Origin of the sequence: Blautia hydrogenotrophica DSM 10507 (assembly GCF_034356035.1) — a bacterium.
GTDB classification, from domain to species: Bacteria; Bacillota; Clostridia; order Lachnospirales; family Lachnospiraceae; genus Blautia_A; species Blautia_A hydrogenotrophica.
On the sequence record NZ_CP136423.1, the window covers coordinates 2,258,576 to 2,275,578 of the forward strand.

A 17,003-nucleotide genomic window follows, 5' to 3' on the forward strand; every position below is an offset into this window, starting at 1 on the left:
GGGAATTCTTTCTGCTTTATATCGGACTAAAGATCCTCCTGTGCGATAGCTATTTCCAGATATTCGTTTTCCTCCTGTGCATCCTGCATAACCTCTGCGATTCTCTCCAACCCATCCAACAGCTCATCCTCCTCTACCTGCTCCCAATCTATCACAATCCGCGTATCCTCACCGATATCCGTCAGACAATCGTACAACGCCGACAAATTTTTGCCATAATGCTCTGGAAAGTCCAACTGACTTTTCAAAAAATCATGGACTTCCACTAGAGAATCAAACTCTTTTCCCCTCACCCAAAGTTCCCTCATCATTCAGACTCCTCTCTTCTTTTTGTTTCAGTATATGTATGAATCCTCCAGACATACCCGCTGTAAAAAGATTCCTATATTTTTCAGACGTTCGTTTTGAAGTAACTATTCAGTCATATGTCTAATAAAATCAAAAATCCTCCCCATTCATGTTGACTAATGTAGAAAAATGAGGAATAATGGATTGCAGTAAAAGATCTCATTCACTACTGATTCACATCTAAAACAGATAAAAAGGAGTCCTTATGTCCTCGTTTTCCAAAAAGCCTAACAAAAAAAGAGAGTTTTATAAAAAAAGCAAATTTTATAAAGAAAACCGAAAAAAATGGCTACTGCTTGGAGAACTCTGTGTGATTGCCCTCTTGCTTCTGTGCGTAGCTCTCATCAGTCTGAACAGCCATTCAACTTCCAAAAAAGCTGTCTCCTCAGAAAATATTCAGCGCGCAGAAAATGCTTCCGACCTTAAAGATGCAGAGCGAAAAAACTCTTCTAAAAACCCACTCCGTCTTGTCATCTCCACTGTGGGAGACTGTACCCTTGGCACCGACGAAAATTTTGACTACAGTACCAGTCTGAACTCTGTCTACGAATCCAATGGAAAAGAATACTTCTTTCAAAATGTACGCTCTGTCTTCGAAAAAGATGATCTGACCATAGCCAACGCAGAAGGCACGTTTACTACTTCCACATCCAGAGAAGATAAACTGTTTGCATTTAAGGCTGATCCTGAGTATGCTCAGATTTTCAGCTCCAGTTCTGTGGAGGCTGTCACATTGGCCAACAATCACAGCCATGACTACGGCGAACAAAGTTACGAAGATACCAAAACTGCCTTAGATTCTGCTGGAGTCACTCATTTTGGCTATGACGAAACAGCCGTGCTAGAAATCAAAGGCGTCAAGGTGGGGCTTGTGGGAATCTACGAACTCAGTGACCACATGGAAAGAACAACACAGTTAAAAGAAAATATTGCAAAAGTCAAAAAAGACGGCGCTCAGCTTATCATCACCGTCTTTCACTGGGGAACCGAAAAAGAAATCTCTCCTGACAGCAATCAGACCCAGTTGGGCAGAATGGCTATCGACGAAGGCGCAGACCTGGTAGTAGGCCACCATCCCCACGTACTCCAAGGAATTGAGAAATACAAAGGTAAGTATATTGTGTACAGCCTGGGAAATTTCTGTTTTGGCGGAAATTCTTACCCCAGTGATATGGACACCATGATCTTCCAGCAGACTTTCACAATCGATTCTTCCGGTGTACAGCCTGACGGACAAATCCATGTAATTCCCTGTTCCATCTCCTCCGCCTCAGGATATAATAACTATCAACCGACTCCCGCCCAGGGAAGCGAAGCCGAAAGAATTCTGACCAAGATCAATGAGAGAAGTCAGCTGATTGAAGGGGAAGGAGTGATCCTCCCCCTCACTGAATGATTCACATGTCCTGTCACGAAATCACTCTTCGATTTTTGCGACAGTTTTTTTCAAAAACTTTCCTATCATTCTATTATAGGTCTCAGGTTTCTCATAAATTCCCATATGTCCAGCTCCAGGCACCAACACCAAATCTGAATTCGGAATCAGGTTATGAATATGGCGCGTGTGGTTCTCTTTGATTAAATCTTTCTCCCCGGCAATAATCAAAACAGGTACTTTCAAACGAGACAATTCTCTTTCGTTTATGTGGGGATGGCAGGCCATAAGGCCATACAGTTGCCATTTCAAACAAGCTCTTTGATTTATCTTTCCTATCTTTTCATAGAGCCAATACATCAGCTTTGTTCTCAAATAAAATCCCTTTTTCATACCTTGGGGATTTAAATTACCACTTACAAGTATGAGAGACGTAACCCGTTTCGGACTGCGCAAAGCCACTTCCAAAGCCAAATTTGCGCCATCACTAAACCCCAAAAAAGCTGCTTTTTCTATCCCCAGGCATTCCAAAACTGCTTCTACATCCTTAGCTAACAGCCCAAAATTCCATCTCCGATATCCAGGCGAAGACTTCCCATGCCCTCTTGTGTCAATCAAGATCAGTTGATACTCTCTTCGAAAGAATTGAATCTGGCTTCTAAAATATTTGTGATTCTCCCCATTCCCGTGTAGCAGTACCAATGGTTTTCCCTGTCCGATCACCTGATAAAAAATATGCGCATCTTCCACCCACACATAGTGCTCCTTCTTTTTCATACCTGTACCTCCGTCAATATAAAAATCATAATTTTTATAAACTTTGTTAACTTTTCTGTGAATTTCTCCGTTTCTACAGTCCCTCACCAATAACATAATATTTATTCTCAGAATAGTCAATAAATAATTCCGAAAGCCCTAGGAGTTTTCAAACAAAACAAAGCGAAATTCCTAGTAAAGAGCAAAATGGGAAACCCCACTTCGACACCCATTCCCTCTACAGGTCTTCCTATTACAAAAAAAGAATCCCGCCCAGCGAGATTCTTTTTTGATTTTCTTTTCATCAATCTTCAAATCTGACTTTCATATATGCCTTGATCTCTTCTACACATTTTTTGAAGCCCAGCTTTCCACTGTTGAGACATAAATCATAATTTCTGGCATCACTCCATTCATGACCTGTATAATACTTATAAAAGTCACCCCGATACTTATCTGTCTTTTCTATGAAGCGTTGCATCTCTTTTAACGACATGCTATTTCTCTCCATCGCTTGTTCCAAGCAGAATTCCCTGTCTGCATGAATAAACACACTGATGACATTAGGAAAATCTCTCAAAACGTAGTCCGCACACCTTCCGACAATCACACAGGACTCTGACTCTGCCAACTCTTTGATCACCTTGGCCTGGTAATTGAACAAATTATCATCTGACACAAATCCGCTGCTCTCAGGTGGAATAAGGTCACCTTCATAGGGACGCTTCAATAATTTCATCAGGACAGAATGCTTCAATTTCTCATCTGACATTCCAAACAGCCTCTCATTGATTCCGCTTTCCTCGGACGCCATCTTCAAAATTTCCCTGCCATAGCAATTTATACCTAAATCTTTGGCTAGCATCGCTGCTATCGTCTTACCACCGCTTCCATACTGCCTTGCGATCGTTATCACTGCGTTTTTCATAAGACATCCTCCTACTCACCTAGATATGCTTTCTTTATAGAGTCATCTCTCAGCAGATCTTCTGCTCTGCCTTCCAGAGCAATCCTTCCTGTCTCAAGAACATATGCCCTATCTGCGATTGACAGAGCTTTTTTGGCATTCTGTTCAACCAGAAGCACCGTTGTCCCACTCTTGCTCACTTCCTGTATAATATCAAATATCTCATTGACCAAAATCGGCGAAAGCCCCATAGAAGGCTCATCCATCAGGATAATCTTAGGCTGTGACATCAGCGCACGTCCCATAGCCAACATCTGCTGTTCCCCTCCGCTGAGTGTTCCCGCCATCTGATTTTTTCTCTCTTTCAGCCTCGGAAAGCGCTCATAAATTTTTTGCAGATTCTCTTCAATCTCAGATTTATCTTTTCTGGTATAGGCACCCATCTTCAAATTTTCATATACGCTTAATTCTGCAAACACACGCCTCCCCTCCGGCACATGAGCCATTCCCAGAGATACGATTTTATGGGCCGGAATTTTCGTAACCTCCTGACCTTCAAAAACCACACTGCCCTTTTTCGGAGAGAGCAGGCCAGTAACTGTGTGCAGAATTGTCGTTTTTCCTGCCCCGTTAGCTCCTATCAAAGCGATGACTTCACCTTGGTCCACATGGAATGAGACACCCTTAATAGCCTGAATCATTCCATAATATACCTCCAAATCCTTGACTTCCAGCATTGCCATTACTGTCTCCTCCTATTCTCCCAGATATGCTGTGATAACCTGCGGATCATTTAGTACCTCACCGGTCCCACCTTGAGTTAACACTTCCCCAAAATTCAGAACCGTCAGTTTCTCACAAATTCCACTGACCAATTTCATGTCGTGTTCAATCAGAAGAATGGTCATATGAAAGTTCTCTCTCACAAAACGAATCGTGTCCATCAGCTCTCCAGTCTCGTTGGGATTCATGCCCGCCGCCGGCTCATCTAAGAGCAAAAGCTTCGGATTTGTAGCCAAAGCCCTGGCAATCTCCAGCTTCCTCTGTTTTCCGTAAGGCAAATTCGCTGCCTGAACATCTGCTTCCCCGTCCAATCCAAAAACTTTCAAAAGCTCCATTGCCTTCTCATTCATCTCTTTTTCTACTGTCCGAAATCTAGGCAGGCGGAAAATACCGGAGACCGTATTATAGTGGTGATTGTTATGCAAGCCTACTTTTACATTATCCAGAACTGTCAAATCTTTAAACAAACGAATATTCTGAAAAGTTCTAGCAATTCCTGCCTTATTGATCTCTATGGTACTCTTTCCAGTAATATCCTTCCCATCCAGCAAAACTTTGCCGTTGTCCGGCCGATACACACCAGTCAGTAAATTAAAAATCGTCGTCTTTCCTGCCCCGTTTGGTCCAATCAAACCGTAGAGCTGTTCCTTTTCAATCTGAATCTCAAAATTATTCACTGCCCTGAGGCCTCCGAAGGAAATCCCGAGATTCTTTACTTCCAACAGTGCTGTCATACTTCCTTCGCCTCCTTTTTCTTTTTCAGGAAAGAAAAGTGTTTTTCTCTCCACTCAATGGATTTCGGTGACCAGTTAAACAACATCATAACGATTAAGACAATCGCATAGATCAACATTCTATAATCGGACAACCCTCTCAACAGTTCTGGGAGCAAAGTCAAAATCACCGCCGCAATCATAGAACCACGGATATTTCCGATCCCTCCTAGCACTACAAATACCAGTATCATAATTGACATATTATATCCGAAATTATTGGTGGTTGCAGTCAAGGACGACAGATTATGTGCATAGAGCACACCGGCTGCACCTGCTAACGCTGCTGAGACCGTAAAAGCCATCAATTTATACTTTGTAATATTGATTCCCACCGATTCCGCCGCAATACGGTTATCACGAATTGCCATAATCGCACGTCCATCTCTAGAATCTGTTAAATTCAAAATAATAAACAAAGAAACCAGTACCAAAATGACGCCAATCAAAAATGTAGAGTCACTCGGAGCCCCTGTGATTCCCTGCGGGCCATTGACAATCACCTTCCCATCCGGTTCCATATTCAAGGACATCATATCTTTCATTGAAAAATGAAATCCATTTTTATCTTTCCCTATATACAGAACATTCACCAGGTTCTTAATGATCTCTCCAAAAGCCAAAGTCACAATAGCAAGATAGTCGCCTTTTAAACGCAATACAGGAATTCCAATCAGAATCCCAAAGACAGCGGCAGTAGCCACACCTACAATCAGAGCCAAGAAAAACCGCAGAGATGCCACTGTAATCGTGTCCTGTGTGCACATGGAAAAAAATGCACTGCTAAAAGCTCCTACGCACATAAAACCAGCATGGCCAAGACTTAGTTCACCGAGAATTCCTACCACGAGGTTTAACGATACTGCCAAAATCACGTAAGTACACAATGGAACCATCAATCCTTGCATCAAACTGGAGATACTGCCTGTGGCTATTAGACATTGAACAACGACGAAGGCTACGATGACAATTCCGTAAGTAATCAGATTCTGCTTTGTATTTTTTTTCATTTTTCTCATCATCTCATCCCCCTACACTTTCTCCTGAATGTTTTTGCCAAGAAGACCTGTGGGTTTCACAAGCAATACAATAATCAGAACGGCAAATACAATTGCATCCGCCATTTGAGATGATATATACGCCTTACCTAAAATTTCAATGATTCCCAGCAAGATACCGCCGATAAAAGCTCCTGGAATTGAACCGATTCCACCAAAAACCGCTGCGACAAACGCTTTGATTCCAGGCATCGCTCCCGTGTAAGGAGTCAAACTTGGATATGCGGAGCACAGCAGAACTCCTGCGATTGCAGCAAGAGCGGAACCAATCGCAAAAGTTAGTGCAATCGTCCCGTTCACATTGATTCCCATCAGCTGGGCCGCTCCTTTGTCCTCAGATACAGCTCTCATGGCTTGTCCGGCCTTAGATTTTTTGATAAAAGTCATCAAAACAACCATGATAACCACACAGATTACGATCGTCACAATTGTCTCTCCTGAAACATTCAAAGCTCCGTCTGCTAGAGAAATTCCTTCCCATTTCACCGCTGACGGAAAAGACTGGGCATTGGCCCCAAAGATCAACAGAGCCACATTCTGCAGCAGATAACTGACACCAATTGCCGTAATCAAAACGGCCAAAGGTGATGCCGCATTTCGAAGAGGCTTGTATGCGACCCGTTCAATCACCATTCCCAGTGCCGTACAGACAACCACCGCAATCAAAACACTGACAATTGGTGACAATCCCGACTTCGTCATCCCCATCAAAGTCACGTAGGCGCCGATCATGATCACATCTCCATGGGCAAAATTTAACATCTTTGCTATACCATAGACCATGGTATACCCCAGAGCAATGATCGCGTATACGCTTCCTAGGCTCAGCCCGTTAATTAAGTAAGAAATAAAGCTCATATACATCCCTCTCATCTTTTCTTGTAACAATGCTAAATACTTGTAACATAACTGCTTTTTCATTTGCCAGTAATGGATGCTCAAATGCCAAAACACGTTCTAAACATCTCCGCTGTAATGTAAAAAGAAGGAGCCGCCAATCTGCAACTCCTTCACCAAGTTTTCAACTATACAGCAATCTCTGTCTTACATTGCCTTATAGGAACCATCTGAAATGATAACCGCTTTCGCTTCCTTGGAAGGTTCACCATCGGATTCCCAAGTGATACCGCTTCCGGTCAATCCGTCAATTGTAATCTCAGTCATAGAAGTCTTCATTGCATCGCAGATATCTGACACGCTCATATCAGGAGTAACCTCTGCTTTCTCTGCCGCCTCTTTGATGGCATAAATACAGTCATACGCGTCTGCCGCAAACTGAATTGGCGTGATATCAAAAGCTTCCTCATAATCCTTTACAAAAGTCTGCGTCTTCTCATCCTCAGCATCTGCTGTAAATGGAGTCAACAGCATAACACCCTCTGCCAGCTCTGTGTCAAAACCTTCCACTGCTAAAAGTCCGTCTAACCCGTCACATCCAAAGAATGTCGGTTTGTATCCCATCTTGTTCGCCTGGGTCAGAATCAGAGATGCCTCCTGATAGTAGATCGGCAGGAACACTAAATCCGCACCTGAATCTTTTGCTTTTTGAATCTGCACTGAGAAGTCAGTCTTACTGTCAGCTGTAAAAGCTTCAGCTGCAACGATCTCCAAATTTTTTGCCTGTGCCTCTTCGGTGAATTTCTGATAAATACCGGTAGAGTACACATCAGAGCTATTGTAAATCACCGCTACTTTCGTAGCCAGTTTGTTGTCGGCAATATAATCCGCTGATGCTTTACCTTGGTTTGGGTCAGAGAAACAGATACGGAATGCATTGTCATACTGTATACTCTCTACTGCCGTAGCAGAAGGTGTCAGCTGAAACATATTATCGTTGTGAGTTTCCTTCACAACCGCCGTACACGGTGCGGAAGTGACAGTTCCGACCAACATCTGCATTCCCCAGTCCTTCAATGTATTGTATGCATTGACAGATTTCTCAGAATCAGACTGATCGTCTTCAAACTTGAATTCAATCTGCTTGCCGTTAATACCGCCGGCTTCGTTGATCTCATCGACTGCTAGCTGTATTCCGTTTTGAACAGCTGTACCATATGCTGCTGCATCTCCTGTAGTAGGCCCGATTCCCCCAATTTTAAAGGTATCAGAACTAGCTGTCTCTTCACTGCTCCCACCACATGCGGTAAGCGAAGTGATCGCTAATGCAGATACCATAGCCAAGCTAACCACTCGTTTAAACATTTTCATCGTTCTCTCCTCCTTCAATTGAATCTAATGGTGATATCTTACCCTTGCAGAGACATTTTGTCAACTAAAAACCTCAATTTTTGCTTACACAAACCCACTTTTCAAAGCTTCAAAATATAAAATTCCCATAAATTTCTTCCGTCTATCAGAAAGTTTTGTCTTTGTATCACGGACATTTCAAAGTCTTAGATGAAACGTTTTCAGAGCCAAACAGTAGACGAAAATACAGACCACGACTCAACACAATAGCAGAAAGAAATCGGCATCCTCCAAAAACCACCGTGGGTATTGTCAGTTTCATCATAAAAACATGTCAAATAAATACTAAATATTACGATCTTATAAGTAGCACTCTTCACCTCTGTACCAACGTTGTAGGGTTGAGGAAGATAGGAAATAATCAGATAATGCACGGGGAAAAGCACACTCAAGCACAAAACTGAGACAAATAACACCCCATATTTCAGCATGTTGTCTGTATCTCCCGTCACATACACCAGAAAAACCAAGTCGGCACCGATCACAGACGCTGGCAATAAATTGATTTTTATAACTTCTCTCATTCGTATTTGAAACAGCCGAAGTATAAATTTAGGCCTGTTATAAAAAGTATAGGCGAGCATACTGTGGTCTTAGTTCATGATTCTGTTAGTTCTTTTTCCACCTCTGGAAAAATCAAAGCCATGAGGACTGTCCTTGCCACAAAAACAAAACTGCTAATAACAAAAACCAATCACTACTTTAACATAGGAAGTTATTTCAGCACAAATTCCATCATCTTTTCTCCTGTTCTTATCTGTATTACTGTTCCTCTAAAAGCCTCTCGCATCCGTTCCAGTGATAGGAAATCACAGTCACCGTCCCTGAATTTCCTGGCCGATACAGTTCTGAAATATTTAAATTTTTCACCGATCTGTAGCAGCCCCAGAGAATTTGAGAATTCATGATGTAATCAAATCCCATTTTCTGCATTAATTGAAAGATACTCTCGATATTCTTGTCGTCCACTCCGGCAAAAGCCTCGTCCAGCGCAAGAATTCTGGGATGGTCTACATTCTGCGCCTTCTGATACTGCGCATTGACAGCGGCAAACAATGGCACATACATTGCCATCGCCTTCTCCCCTCCGCTAAAACGGTGAAACGCGCTGTTCGTAAGTTCTTTTCTGCGCTCTTGACCCCTGTAATAATACATGTGAAATTCAAACCACTGGCGGTAATCCAGGGCTCCCCTGATTAAATCCATATAGTTGACCACCTGTCCACTGTCCTGAAGCTTCTGCTTTTCTGCATAAATTTTTGCTCTGAAGTGCCTGGTGATTTTTTCCATATCTTCCGCCATCAACCGTCCTTTTTCTTTTAGCAGCAGTTCATTCAACTGTTGAACTTCTAATTCATAAGCACCTTCCGCCGGTCTAGGTTTCCACTCCAAGGAAAAGTCAGTCCCATAGAAGTATCCATTTCCCTCATCAAAGACGACATCGCTCTCACCCATCTTTGGCTCTCCTGAATACGCCTGCTCAATTTTCTTCCCAGAGAATCCGATAGAATTTCCTCAAAAAGCTCCCTGTCCCTCTGCCGTATCAACAGCTCTGTACTCTCCACAGTCTCTTTCAAAAGCCTGTAAAATACTTCTAAGGATACCTTCTTTCCCTTCCATGTGGCCATAAGCACCTGTCTTTTGCCCCAAAAACCGTCTACACGTCTCTGTGAGGACTCCTCCATGCAAATTCCATATCCACAAAGCGTACCGAGATGCTCGTGAAAACTCTTCATCAGAGCGGCCAGCATCTCCGCAGCTGACCGATTCTCATCGGCACTCCGCATCCATTGAACTGCCTTTTGAATTCTCTCACACTTTGGAACCTCATCCATCTCCTTTACCAGCCCCAAAGCCAGCTCTGCCTCAAAACATTCCTTCTCTCTCTTTTCCGTCTCTGCCCACTCCTTAGCTTCCAGCCAAAGCTGCCCCTTTTCTTTTTCCAAAGCTGCCCCCTCACTTTCGAGAACCGCCAGACTGATCAAAGTATCCTGCCTCTGCTCCTCCTGGTCGAACAGCTCCTCCTTGATCTGTTTCAATCGCCTAACTTTTTCTCGAGCCCCAGTTTTTTTCAAATGTTCTTCCATTCCCAAGGCCAAAACGTCCAGCTCTTGAAGTATACACTCGCTTCTTCTTAGACAATCAGAATTTTTCCTTATCTCCTGTTCCTCTCGCTCCAAAAGCTCCTGAACATGAAAACACCGATTTTCTTCCATCTCCTGCCGGAGCTTCGCGCGCTCCCATTCGCCTAACTGCGCAATATACAAGGAAATTTCTTCTTTGACTCTAATATAATCTTCCAGCTTTCTCCCATAAGGCAGAAGTCTGCACAGCTTTGTCGCTACCTTTTCGCACTCATCATAGATTCTTTTTGCCTGAGCGGCTGCCCTCTCCTGGGGCTGTGCCTCTGCCTCCCACCATTCCAAAGCTTCTCGACGCACCTGTGCCCTTCCAATCGCCTTCTCCAATTCTGCAAATGTCGGAACCGCTTTATATTCTTCATCCAGCCTAAAAAGTCTTTGTTCCACGTATTTTAACCGGGTATCCCAATTCTCCAGCTCTTTTTCTGCCTCGGCCAGCTCGCATTTTCTCTCTCTCAGAATTTTTTGCTTTTCCTCTTCTCTGGTCTTCTCTCCTATATACCGCGCCTTCTCCCAGGTACCATAGCCCTCCAAAATCCCCTGTTCAAAATAGCCATTGTCATACAGAACCAGACGACCGTCGAAGCCTTTCTCATCCAATTTTACCTTCTGCCGGGACAGACAGCTTAACAGGCGTCCTACCGCCTGTCTTAGCGTCTGGCTTCCCACATCAGCGGGAATCAAATAGGGGAATCTCTCTTCTTTTAGAGAGCTTTCTTCTTTGAATCCTCCTGGATTTAACAATACAACAGCAATTCCCCGAAGCTCCCGGACTGCCCTTTTATAATCTTCCTCAGCTATCACCAATGCATCCAGCAGTCCTGACGCCGCCAGTTGTCCCTCCACCCTCTTTCTCGTCTCCGAGTCCAAATTTTCCGCAAACTCCACTGTCTCATAAAAAAACAGACAGGAAATCCCCTTCTTCTCCAAAAACTCCCTAGCCTGTTCTTGTCTGTCAGAGACCCTCCTGTCTCGCTCTTCTTTCAAACCTTGAATCTTTATGCGGCCCTCTATCTGCTGTTCTTTGAGGCTTCGTCGTTCCCGTTCCAAGACTTCTTTCTTTTTCCACCAGATTGCCCTCAGCACGCTTCGTATGTCTTCATAGTCACCAGGCCCCTGATACTGCTCTATTTTTCCCAGTATCTTTTTCAAATCCTTCTTTCCGATTTCCAGCTCCTGATTGTCTTCAGCCGCCATCAGAAGTCGTTCTGCCAGCCATTCCCTACACGCCTCCACCTGCCGGTCAGCCTCTCGCCAACTTTTTTGAGCCTCTTGCACTTCTGCTAGAATTTTCTGATACCGTTCCTCTTGTTCACTCCATTTTTTTTGCGCGCCTCTTGACTCTCCCAAGACCTGCTGTACGCCTTCCACCTGACACTTCAACTCTGTGAGTTCCCGGTATACCTCCTGCACTTTGGCACTCTCACCACCTGTAGGCCCAGATTCTTTTAACTTTTCATGGCAGGGAATCTCAATGATACCGTTTCTCTGCTCTAGATCACGAAACAGTCTTTCGGCATTTGACCGGTACTCTTCCTTTTTCAGCCGGCTAAACTGAAATTCTCTGCTAAGAGATAACTGTCTTTTCTTTCCCCATTCTATCTGTTCCAGTAACCGGTCTCGTTCTTTTTCCTCCTGCTTTTTCTGCTCTCGGATGCCATTCAGTCTGTCTATGGAAGCCTCGACCTCATCCAGATAAAACGTACTCTTTTCTCGCTCCAAAAGCTGAATTTTCTCTTCTAGCTTTCTGCTTTTTCGTTCCTTGGCTCTTTGGTTTTCTTTTTTCTCCTTTAACTCTCGCTCCTTTTGTTCCAAGAGCCCGGCCGCCTGACATGCCTTTTCTTTCGCCTCCTCATAGGCCTTCGCTTTTTTCCCTAGCATATAGAGATTATAGCGAAGATACTCCTTTCGAAGTGCCGTCAAGTCCTCAAAAGCTCTTTTTAGACTCATCAGCCGGTCTTGAATATCATCCATATTCTCCATAGTCTCAGCCATTGGGCGCAGATCTTCATTGGACAAAGGCCAAAGAGATTCTTCCAAAACCTCATACACCTTCGATGGACTCAATTCCTTAGACAACTTAGGAGCACGTACTTTGACCAACAAGCGTATCATCTGCTGATACTGCTCCACGCAAGGGAATCCAAAAAGATAGCGATTCACCAGCTCCATATACTCCCTCTGTGTCTCCGTAAAAAAATTGATTCCTTCCAGCTTCTGCCTCAGTTCCCTCTTCGTGCAGGGAATCTTTCTTCCGCCCACATCCCGACACAGCTTTATCTCATAACCCACTCTGCGTCCATCCAACAGAAGGAACCCCCAAAAAGCCATGGGCTTTCCTCTTTGCGCTTTCTGCCCAATTCCGATGGTCCGGTACTGCTGCCTATTTTCCCTCTTAAATTCCAAAAATAGATAGCCTGTGGCTTCTTCTTTCTCACCATCCCCTAAAAGATAGTACTCCATCTTTCGCGAATTTGAGCCAAAAGGGTCCAGACGACCTGGAGAACGGTCTCCATCTAAAATAAAGGGAATCAAGCTCTGAGTTGTGACAGATTTTCCCGATCCATTCTGACCACGCAGCAGCAGCCTTCCATCTGCAAATAAAAAAGTCTCCTCATCATACAACCAAAAATTTATGAATCCCATTCGGTGCATATGCCAGCGGTTACTCATCCGTTTTATCCTCCTCTCCAACGAAATCGGTGAGATAGGAGCCTATAAATTTTCCGCAGGCCGGATAGAAAATCACTCTCTCCCCTTGAAGTTCCGCCAACATCCAGGATTTCATATATTCCAAAATGCCTCGCTCCAATTTTGAGATTTCCATCTCCCCAAACTCTTTGTTCCAGACCGCTTTTTCTCTTTCCTGACACCTTCGTACCAGCCCTTGAAACTCTCTTCTAAAAATACTGACACAGTCTCCGGCGTCTCTTTCCAGATGCCGATTCTCCACCTCTTTGCGTATTTCTTTACAGACAGTCAGGACGACCTCACTGAGCATACTCTCCTCAGGGTGCAGCTCTCCCATACGCTCTTCTTCATACACGTAAAAGGCCGCATTTCGATGGAGATGAAGGCTACCTCCCAACTTTTCTCCCAACACTCTTTGTATCCGCATTCTCTCCGCCTTCAAATACGACGCATCCTTGTTTTCTGTAGATATCCAGTAAAACGCCGGTGCAGTCACCAATTGTCTATATACCCTCTGGGTCTTGCTCTGTTCCGTATCCGTCTCGAAACAAGCAGCAGCCTCAAAATCCCGACACGACGAAAATGTTTCGATACTGCGCCCAAAATTCACTGCAAAATATCGGGATAAACCCGTATTCTCATAGAGCACTTCTCGCTCCGTCCCATCGGCCACCCGCTCACTGTTCCCATCGTTCACTTTCAACAGGCCCCTGTTTTCTGCAACCTGCAAAACCCTCACCAGCGATCTGCGCTGAGCATACATCGTCCAATCCACTTCCATATATTCCTGAAGCTGTGTTTCCAGTACTTCCAGCATCTCTGACAGAAGAAATTGCTCTCCTTCCTCCCGCTCCTCCAAATAAATCAGCAGTGCACAAAAAATAATATAATCTTGAATTCGAGTAAACTGAGTAACTCCCATAAAGCCTTTCGCATGGGTAGGTATTTTTTCCAGCTTTATGATCTTCTCATTGGCAATCAGCTTCCATCCTAGCTGTTCTGTGACAAATCCGCGGATTTTTTCTGCTTCCCTTTGAATTTTTCTGTACAGTTCTCTGTCTTTTTTCTTTTCAATCCAAAATCTTTCTATCAACGCTCTAAATGTCTCCATCTTCTCTTGCCCCAAACATCAGAATATAGTTCGGCATACTGAAATCGCCATCCTCACAGTGCAAAGTACACCTGCTGTCCGTACGTTGTAGCTGATAGAACTTCCCGCTCTCCGTCACTCCTCTACCAGAACCGGACAGCATCGCCGTCTCAATCCACCGCAGCAACAATGCTCTCGTCTCTTTTGAGATTTTTCCCTCGATCTTGGACAGCTCTAGACAACCTCCCTGGATATACTGTGTTACTGTATACAATTCTTCCTCGCTTCTTTTAAGATACTCTCTCCTTTGACTTTTCTTTCTCTCTCCTTTATCCTCAAAGCCAGTTCTCTCCAATCTAGAACCGTGCCTTCTCCTGCGCGGCCTCAGCCAAAACTCCATAGCCTCTTCCTCATAAGTACTGCTATAGATGCTTTCTGTCGACCTATCTTTGCAAACTCTAAAATGTCTGACTTGTTGAATTCCAAAGAGGTGAGCAGCCAGGCAGTGTGCCTCTTCCAAATCCTCACACTCCCTAAACAGCCGGATAAATTTCTGATAATCATTTTTTCGGCTGACACTCCAACTCTGGGCCTGAACAATGAGAGCCGCGTTCTGTATGATTTTTCTGATGATCTCATCTGTAATCTCCAGAACGCGGCTACACTCACTTGGCTCTGTCTCACTCAAAAACCATTGCCGCAAAGCTGCCCATCCTCCAAATACATTTTCCCTCACAGATTCTTTGACGGCCTCTTTGTCCTTTGAACCTGGAAATAGGATATCCCTCTCACACAATACCACCCGTTCTAAGATTTCAGCTGCCTGTTCCCCGGATATTTCCTTGAGCACAGCTTCAATCCTCGACGCATTTACCCGAAGCTCCTGAACAAACTCCTTCAGATAAGTGACAAGCCGGTCTTTATGCAAAATAAACTCCACAGATTTTAAGATTTTATCTGAATTTTCCGAATAAAATTCACTCAGATAATCCTGGTAGTTCTGATTCAGACGCTGAAAGTCTTCCTGAAGATTCCTCCACCATTGGCCGGTCTCTCTCGTTGAAGCACTCTTTATCCTTTCCATATCCATAAGCGCCTCCTCGATTCTCATCAGATAACAAGATGAGAGATTCCCACTTTCCCGATACCTGTTTTCCAATTTCACTGTCAGTCTCTCAATCTCCACAGCGTTCTCCGTCATGGAATAGCGAAATTGCCTGTTCTTATACTCTGCGATCGTGCGTACATGCTTCAGCTCCTGGACGGCAATCAGATTCTTCCACTCCACCAGCATTCTCAAATCCTGTTTCAGCTTCTGTGCAGGATATTCTTCAAACCCCGGACAGGCACGCAGCAGGCTCAGCACCTCTCTTTCATAGAGCTGAAAATGCATTTTCTCATATTCACGATAAAAAATTCTCATGATTCTTCTGTACTGCAAGGTATTTCCAGTGGAAAGGTAAGCCGCTTCCTGTATCGCTTCTAAACGTTTCAACTTTCTCCTCCCTTCTCTGTGTTTTAGTCAAAAAAATTCACTTTCACCGATATTTCCACACGAAAATATTATATATTAGAGCGAAATTTCTGTCAATTTCCAGGTATGAATCCTGTAATATAAAAGTAACTACTCATCCATATCGGGCTTAACTATGAGCGAAGATTCCGACGCATATGCAGCGAAAAAGCTACTACTGCGAATCTAAACTCACGTGGCTGAATAGTTGCATATAAAAACCTGACAGCCAAATCTCCTTAACTGTCAGGTTTTATCTCAATCTCTATCTTGTTGAACAGCATCTAGCCTCTACACGATGAACATCGCGTCGCCGAATGAAAAAAAACGATACCGCTCGCGGACTGCCTCCTTATAGGCAGCCATAATCTTCTCTTTCCCCGCAAATGCCGATACCAGCATCAGCAAGGTGGATTCCGGAAGGTGGAAATTTGTAATCAGCCCATCCATAATTTTAAACTGATAACCTGGATAGATAAAAATCTCTGTCCAGCCACTTCCTGCCTGAAGCTTTCCTTCTTCATCCGTAGCTGACTCCAAAGTCCTACAGCTTGTGGTGCCCACGCAGATCACCCTGCCACCGTTTCTCTTCGTCTCATTGACAAGCGCAGCCTGCTCCTGTTCAACCACATAGAACTCTGAATGCATATGATGCTCGGCAACATCCTCCACCTTCACCGGGCGAAACGTTCCCAACCCCACATGAAGCGTCACATGGGCAATTTTCACCCCCATTTCCTTCACTCTCTGCAACAGCTCAGGAGTGAAATGCAGCCCTGCCGTGGGCGCCGCTGCTGAACCTTCGTGTTTGGCATAGACGGTCTGATAGCGATTCTTATCTTTCAATTTATGAGTAATATATGGAGGCAAAGGCATCTCGCCCAACTGATCTAAAATCTCCTCAAAAATTCCTTCATATTGGAATTGTATCAAACGATTCCCTTCCTCAACCACATCCAAAATCTCTCCGCATAAAATCCCGTCTCCAAAAATCAGCTTTGTACCCACTTTCGCCTTCTTCCCGGGTTTTACCAGAGTCTCCCAGACATCGTTTTCCCTTCTCTTTAACAGCAGCAGCTCAATGACTGCTCCTGTGTCCTCTTTGCGGCCGAACAGTCTGGCCGGTATCACTTTTGTGTCATTGATGACCAGACAGTCTCCCGGTTTTAGATACGTTAGAATATCCTGAAATGTTCCATGGGAAATCTCCCCGGTCCGCCGGTCTAGATGCAGCAGACGAGAGCTGCTTCTGTCCTCTAAGGGGTCCTGCGCAATCAGCTCCTGGGGAAGTTCGTAGTAAAAATCGGATGTTTTCATCACT

The 17,003-nt window shown here is 44.2% G+C and carries 14 protein-coding genes; 1 reads left to right on the forward strand and 13 read right to left on the reverse strand.

Annotated elements, in window-relative coordinates; all coding sequences use genetic code 11:
• Window positions 1-26 precede the first annotated feature (26 nt).
• Window positions 27-311, reverse strand: a complete 285-nt coding sequence (locus BLHYD_RS10565; RefSeq protein WP_005948661.1) for a barstar family protein — start codon at window positions 309-311, stop codon at window positions 27-29.
• A 242-nt stretch (window positions 312-553) separates the two neighbouring features.
• On the opposite strand from BLHYD_RS10565, the gene BLHYD_RS10570 reads away from it, so the two are divergent.
• Window positions 554-1,744, forward strand: coding sequence for a CapA family protein (locus BLHYD_RS10570; protein WP_005948660.1), 1,191 nt, complete (start codon window positions 554-556; stop codon window positions 1,742-1,744).
• A gap of 21 nt (window positions 1,745-1,765) precedes the next feature.
• On the opposite strand, the gene BLHYD_RS10575 is transcribed toward BLHYD_RS10570, so the two are convergent.
• The 12 genes from BLHYD_RS10575 to queA form a co-directional block, all read right to left on the reverse strand.
• The gene (locus BLHYD_RS10575; protein WP_172676800.1) at window positions 1,766-2,500 is read right to left on the reverse strand and encodes an alpha/beta fold hydrolase; all 735 of its coding nucleotides are present in this window, start codon (window positions 2,498-2,500) and stop codon (window positions 1,766-1,768) included.
• A gap of 283 nt (window positions 2,501-2,783) precedes the next feature.
• On the reverse strand, window positions 2,784-3,407 hold the full coding sequence (locus BLHYD_RS10580; RefSeq protein WP_005948657.1) for a cytidylate kinase-like family protein: 624 nt from the start codon (window positions 3,405-3,407) through the stop codon (window positions 2,784-2,786).
• Between the two features lie 11 nt (window positions 3,408-3,418).
• Window positions 3,419-4,129 carry an ABC transporter ATP-binding protein gene (locus BLHYD_RS10585; protein WP_005948656.1) on the reverse strand — a complete coding sequence of 237 codons (711 nt, stop codon included), beginning with the start codon at window positions 4,127-4,129 and terminating at the stop codon, window positions 3,419-3,421.
• Between the two features lie 12 nt (window positions 4,130-4,141).
• On the reverse strand, window positions 4,142-4,903 hold the full coding sequence (locus BLHYD_RS10590; protein ID WP_021844481.1) for an ABC transporter ATP-binding protein: 762 nt from the start codon (window positions 4,901-4,903) through the stop codon (window positions 4,142-4,144).
• Window positions 4,900-5,964 carry a branched-chain amino acid ABC transporter permease gene (locus BLHYD_RS10595; RefSeq protein WP_005948654.1) on the reverse strand — a complete coding sequence of 355 codons (1,065 nt, stop codon included), beginning with the start codon at window positions 5,962-5,964 and terminating at the stop codon, window positions 4,900-4,902. Before BLHYD_RS10595 ends, BLHYD_RS10590 begins: the two co-directional genes overlap by 4 nt.
• Window positions 5,965-5,973: 9 nt before the next feature.
• The gene (locus BLHYD_RS10600) at window positions 5,974-6,858 is read right to left on the reverse strand and encodes a branched-chain amino acid ABC transporter permease (RefSeq protein ID WP_040350568.1); all 885 of its coding nucleotides are present in this window, start codon (window positions 6,856-6,858) and stop codon (window positions 5,974-5,976) included.
• Window positions 6,859-7,044: 186 nt separating this feature from the next.
• Complete coding sequence (locus BLHYD_RS10605; RefSeq protein ID WP_005948652.1) at window positions 7,045-8,208, reverse strand: ABC transporter substrate-binding protein; 1,164 nt, start codon at window positions 8,206-8,208, stop codon at window positions 7,045-7,047.
• An 801-nt stretch (window positions 8,209-9,009) separates the two neighbouring features.
• Window positions 9,010-9,702: an SbcC/MukB-like Walker B domain-containing protein gene (locus tag BLHYD_RS10610; RefSeq protein ID WP_005948650.1), complete on the reverse strand. Its 693-nt coding sequence runs from the start codon at window positions 9,700-9,702 to the stop codon at window positions 9,010-9,012.
• Window positions 9,597-13,061: a hypothetical protein gene (locus BLHYD_RS10615; RefSeq protein WP_260784843.1), complete on the reverse strand. Its 3,465-nt coding sequence runs from the start codon at window positions 13,059-13,061 to the stop codon at window positions 9,597-9,599. The genes BLHYD_RS10610 and BLHYD_RS10615 overlap by 106 nt, the downstream gene beginning before the upstream one ends.
• A complete protein-coding gene (locus BLHYD_RS10620; RefSeq protein ID WP_005948648.1) occupies window positions 13,054-14,190 on the reverse strand; it encodes a TIGR02678 family protein in 1,137 nt (378 codons plus the stop codon). The genes BLHYD_RS10615 and BLHYD_RS10620 overlap by 8 nt, the downstream gene beginning before the upstream one ends.
• A complete protein-coding gene (locus BLHYD_RS10625) occupies window positions 14,177-15,664 on the reverse strand; it encodes a TIGR02677 family protein (RefSeq protein WP_040350567.1) in 1,488 nt (495 codons plus the stop codon). The genes BLHYD_RS10620 and BLHYD_RS10625 overlap by 14 nt, the downstream gene beginning before the upstream one ends.
• Window positions 15,665-15,973: 309 nt before the next feature.
• A complete protein-coding gene (gene queA / locus BLHYD_RS10630) occupies window positions 15,974-16,999 on the reverse strand; it encodes a tRNA preQ1(34) S-adenosylmethionine ribosyltransferase-isomerase QueA (protein WP_005948646.1) in 1,026 nt (341 codons plus the stop codon).
• Window positions 17,000-17,003: the final 4 nt, after the last annotated feature.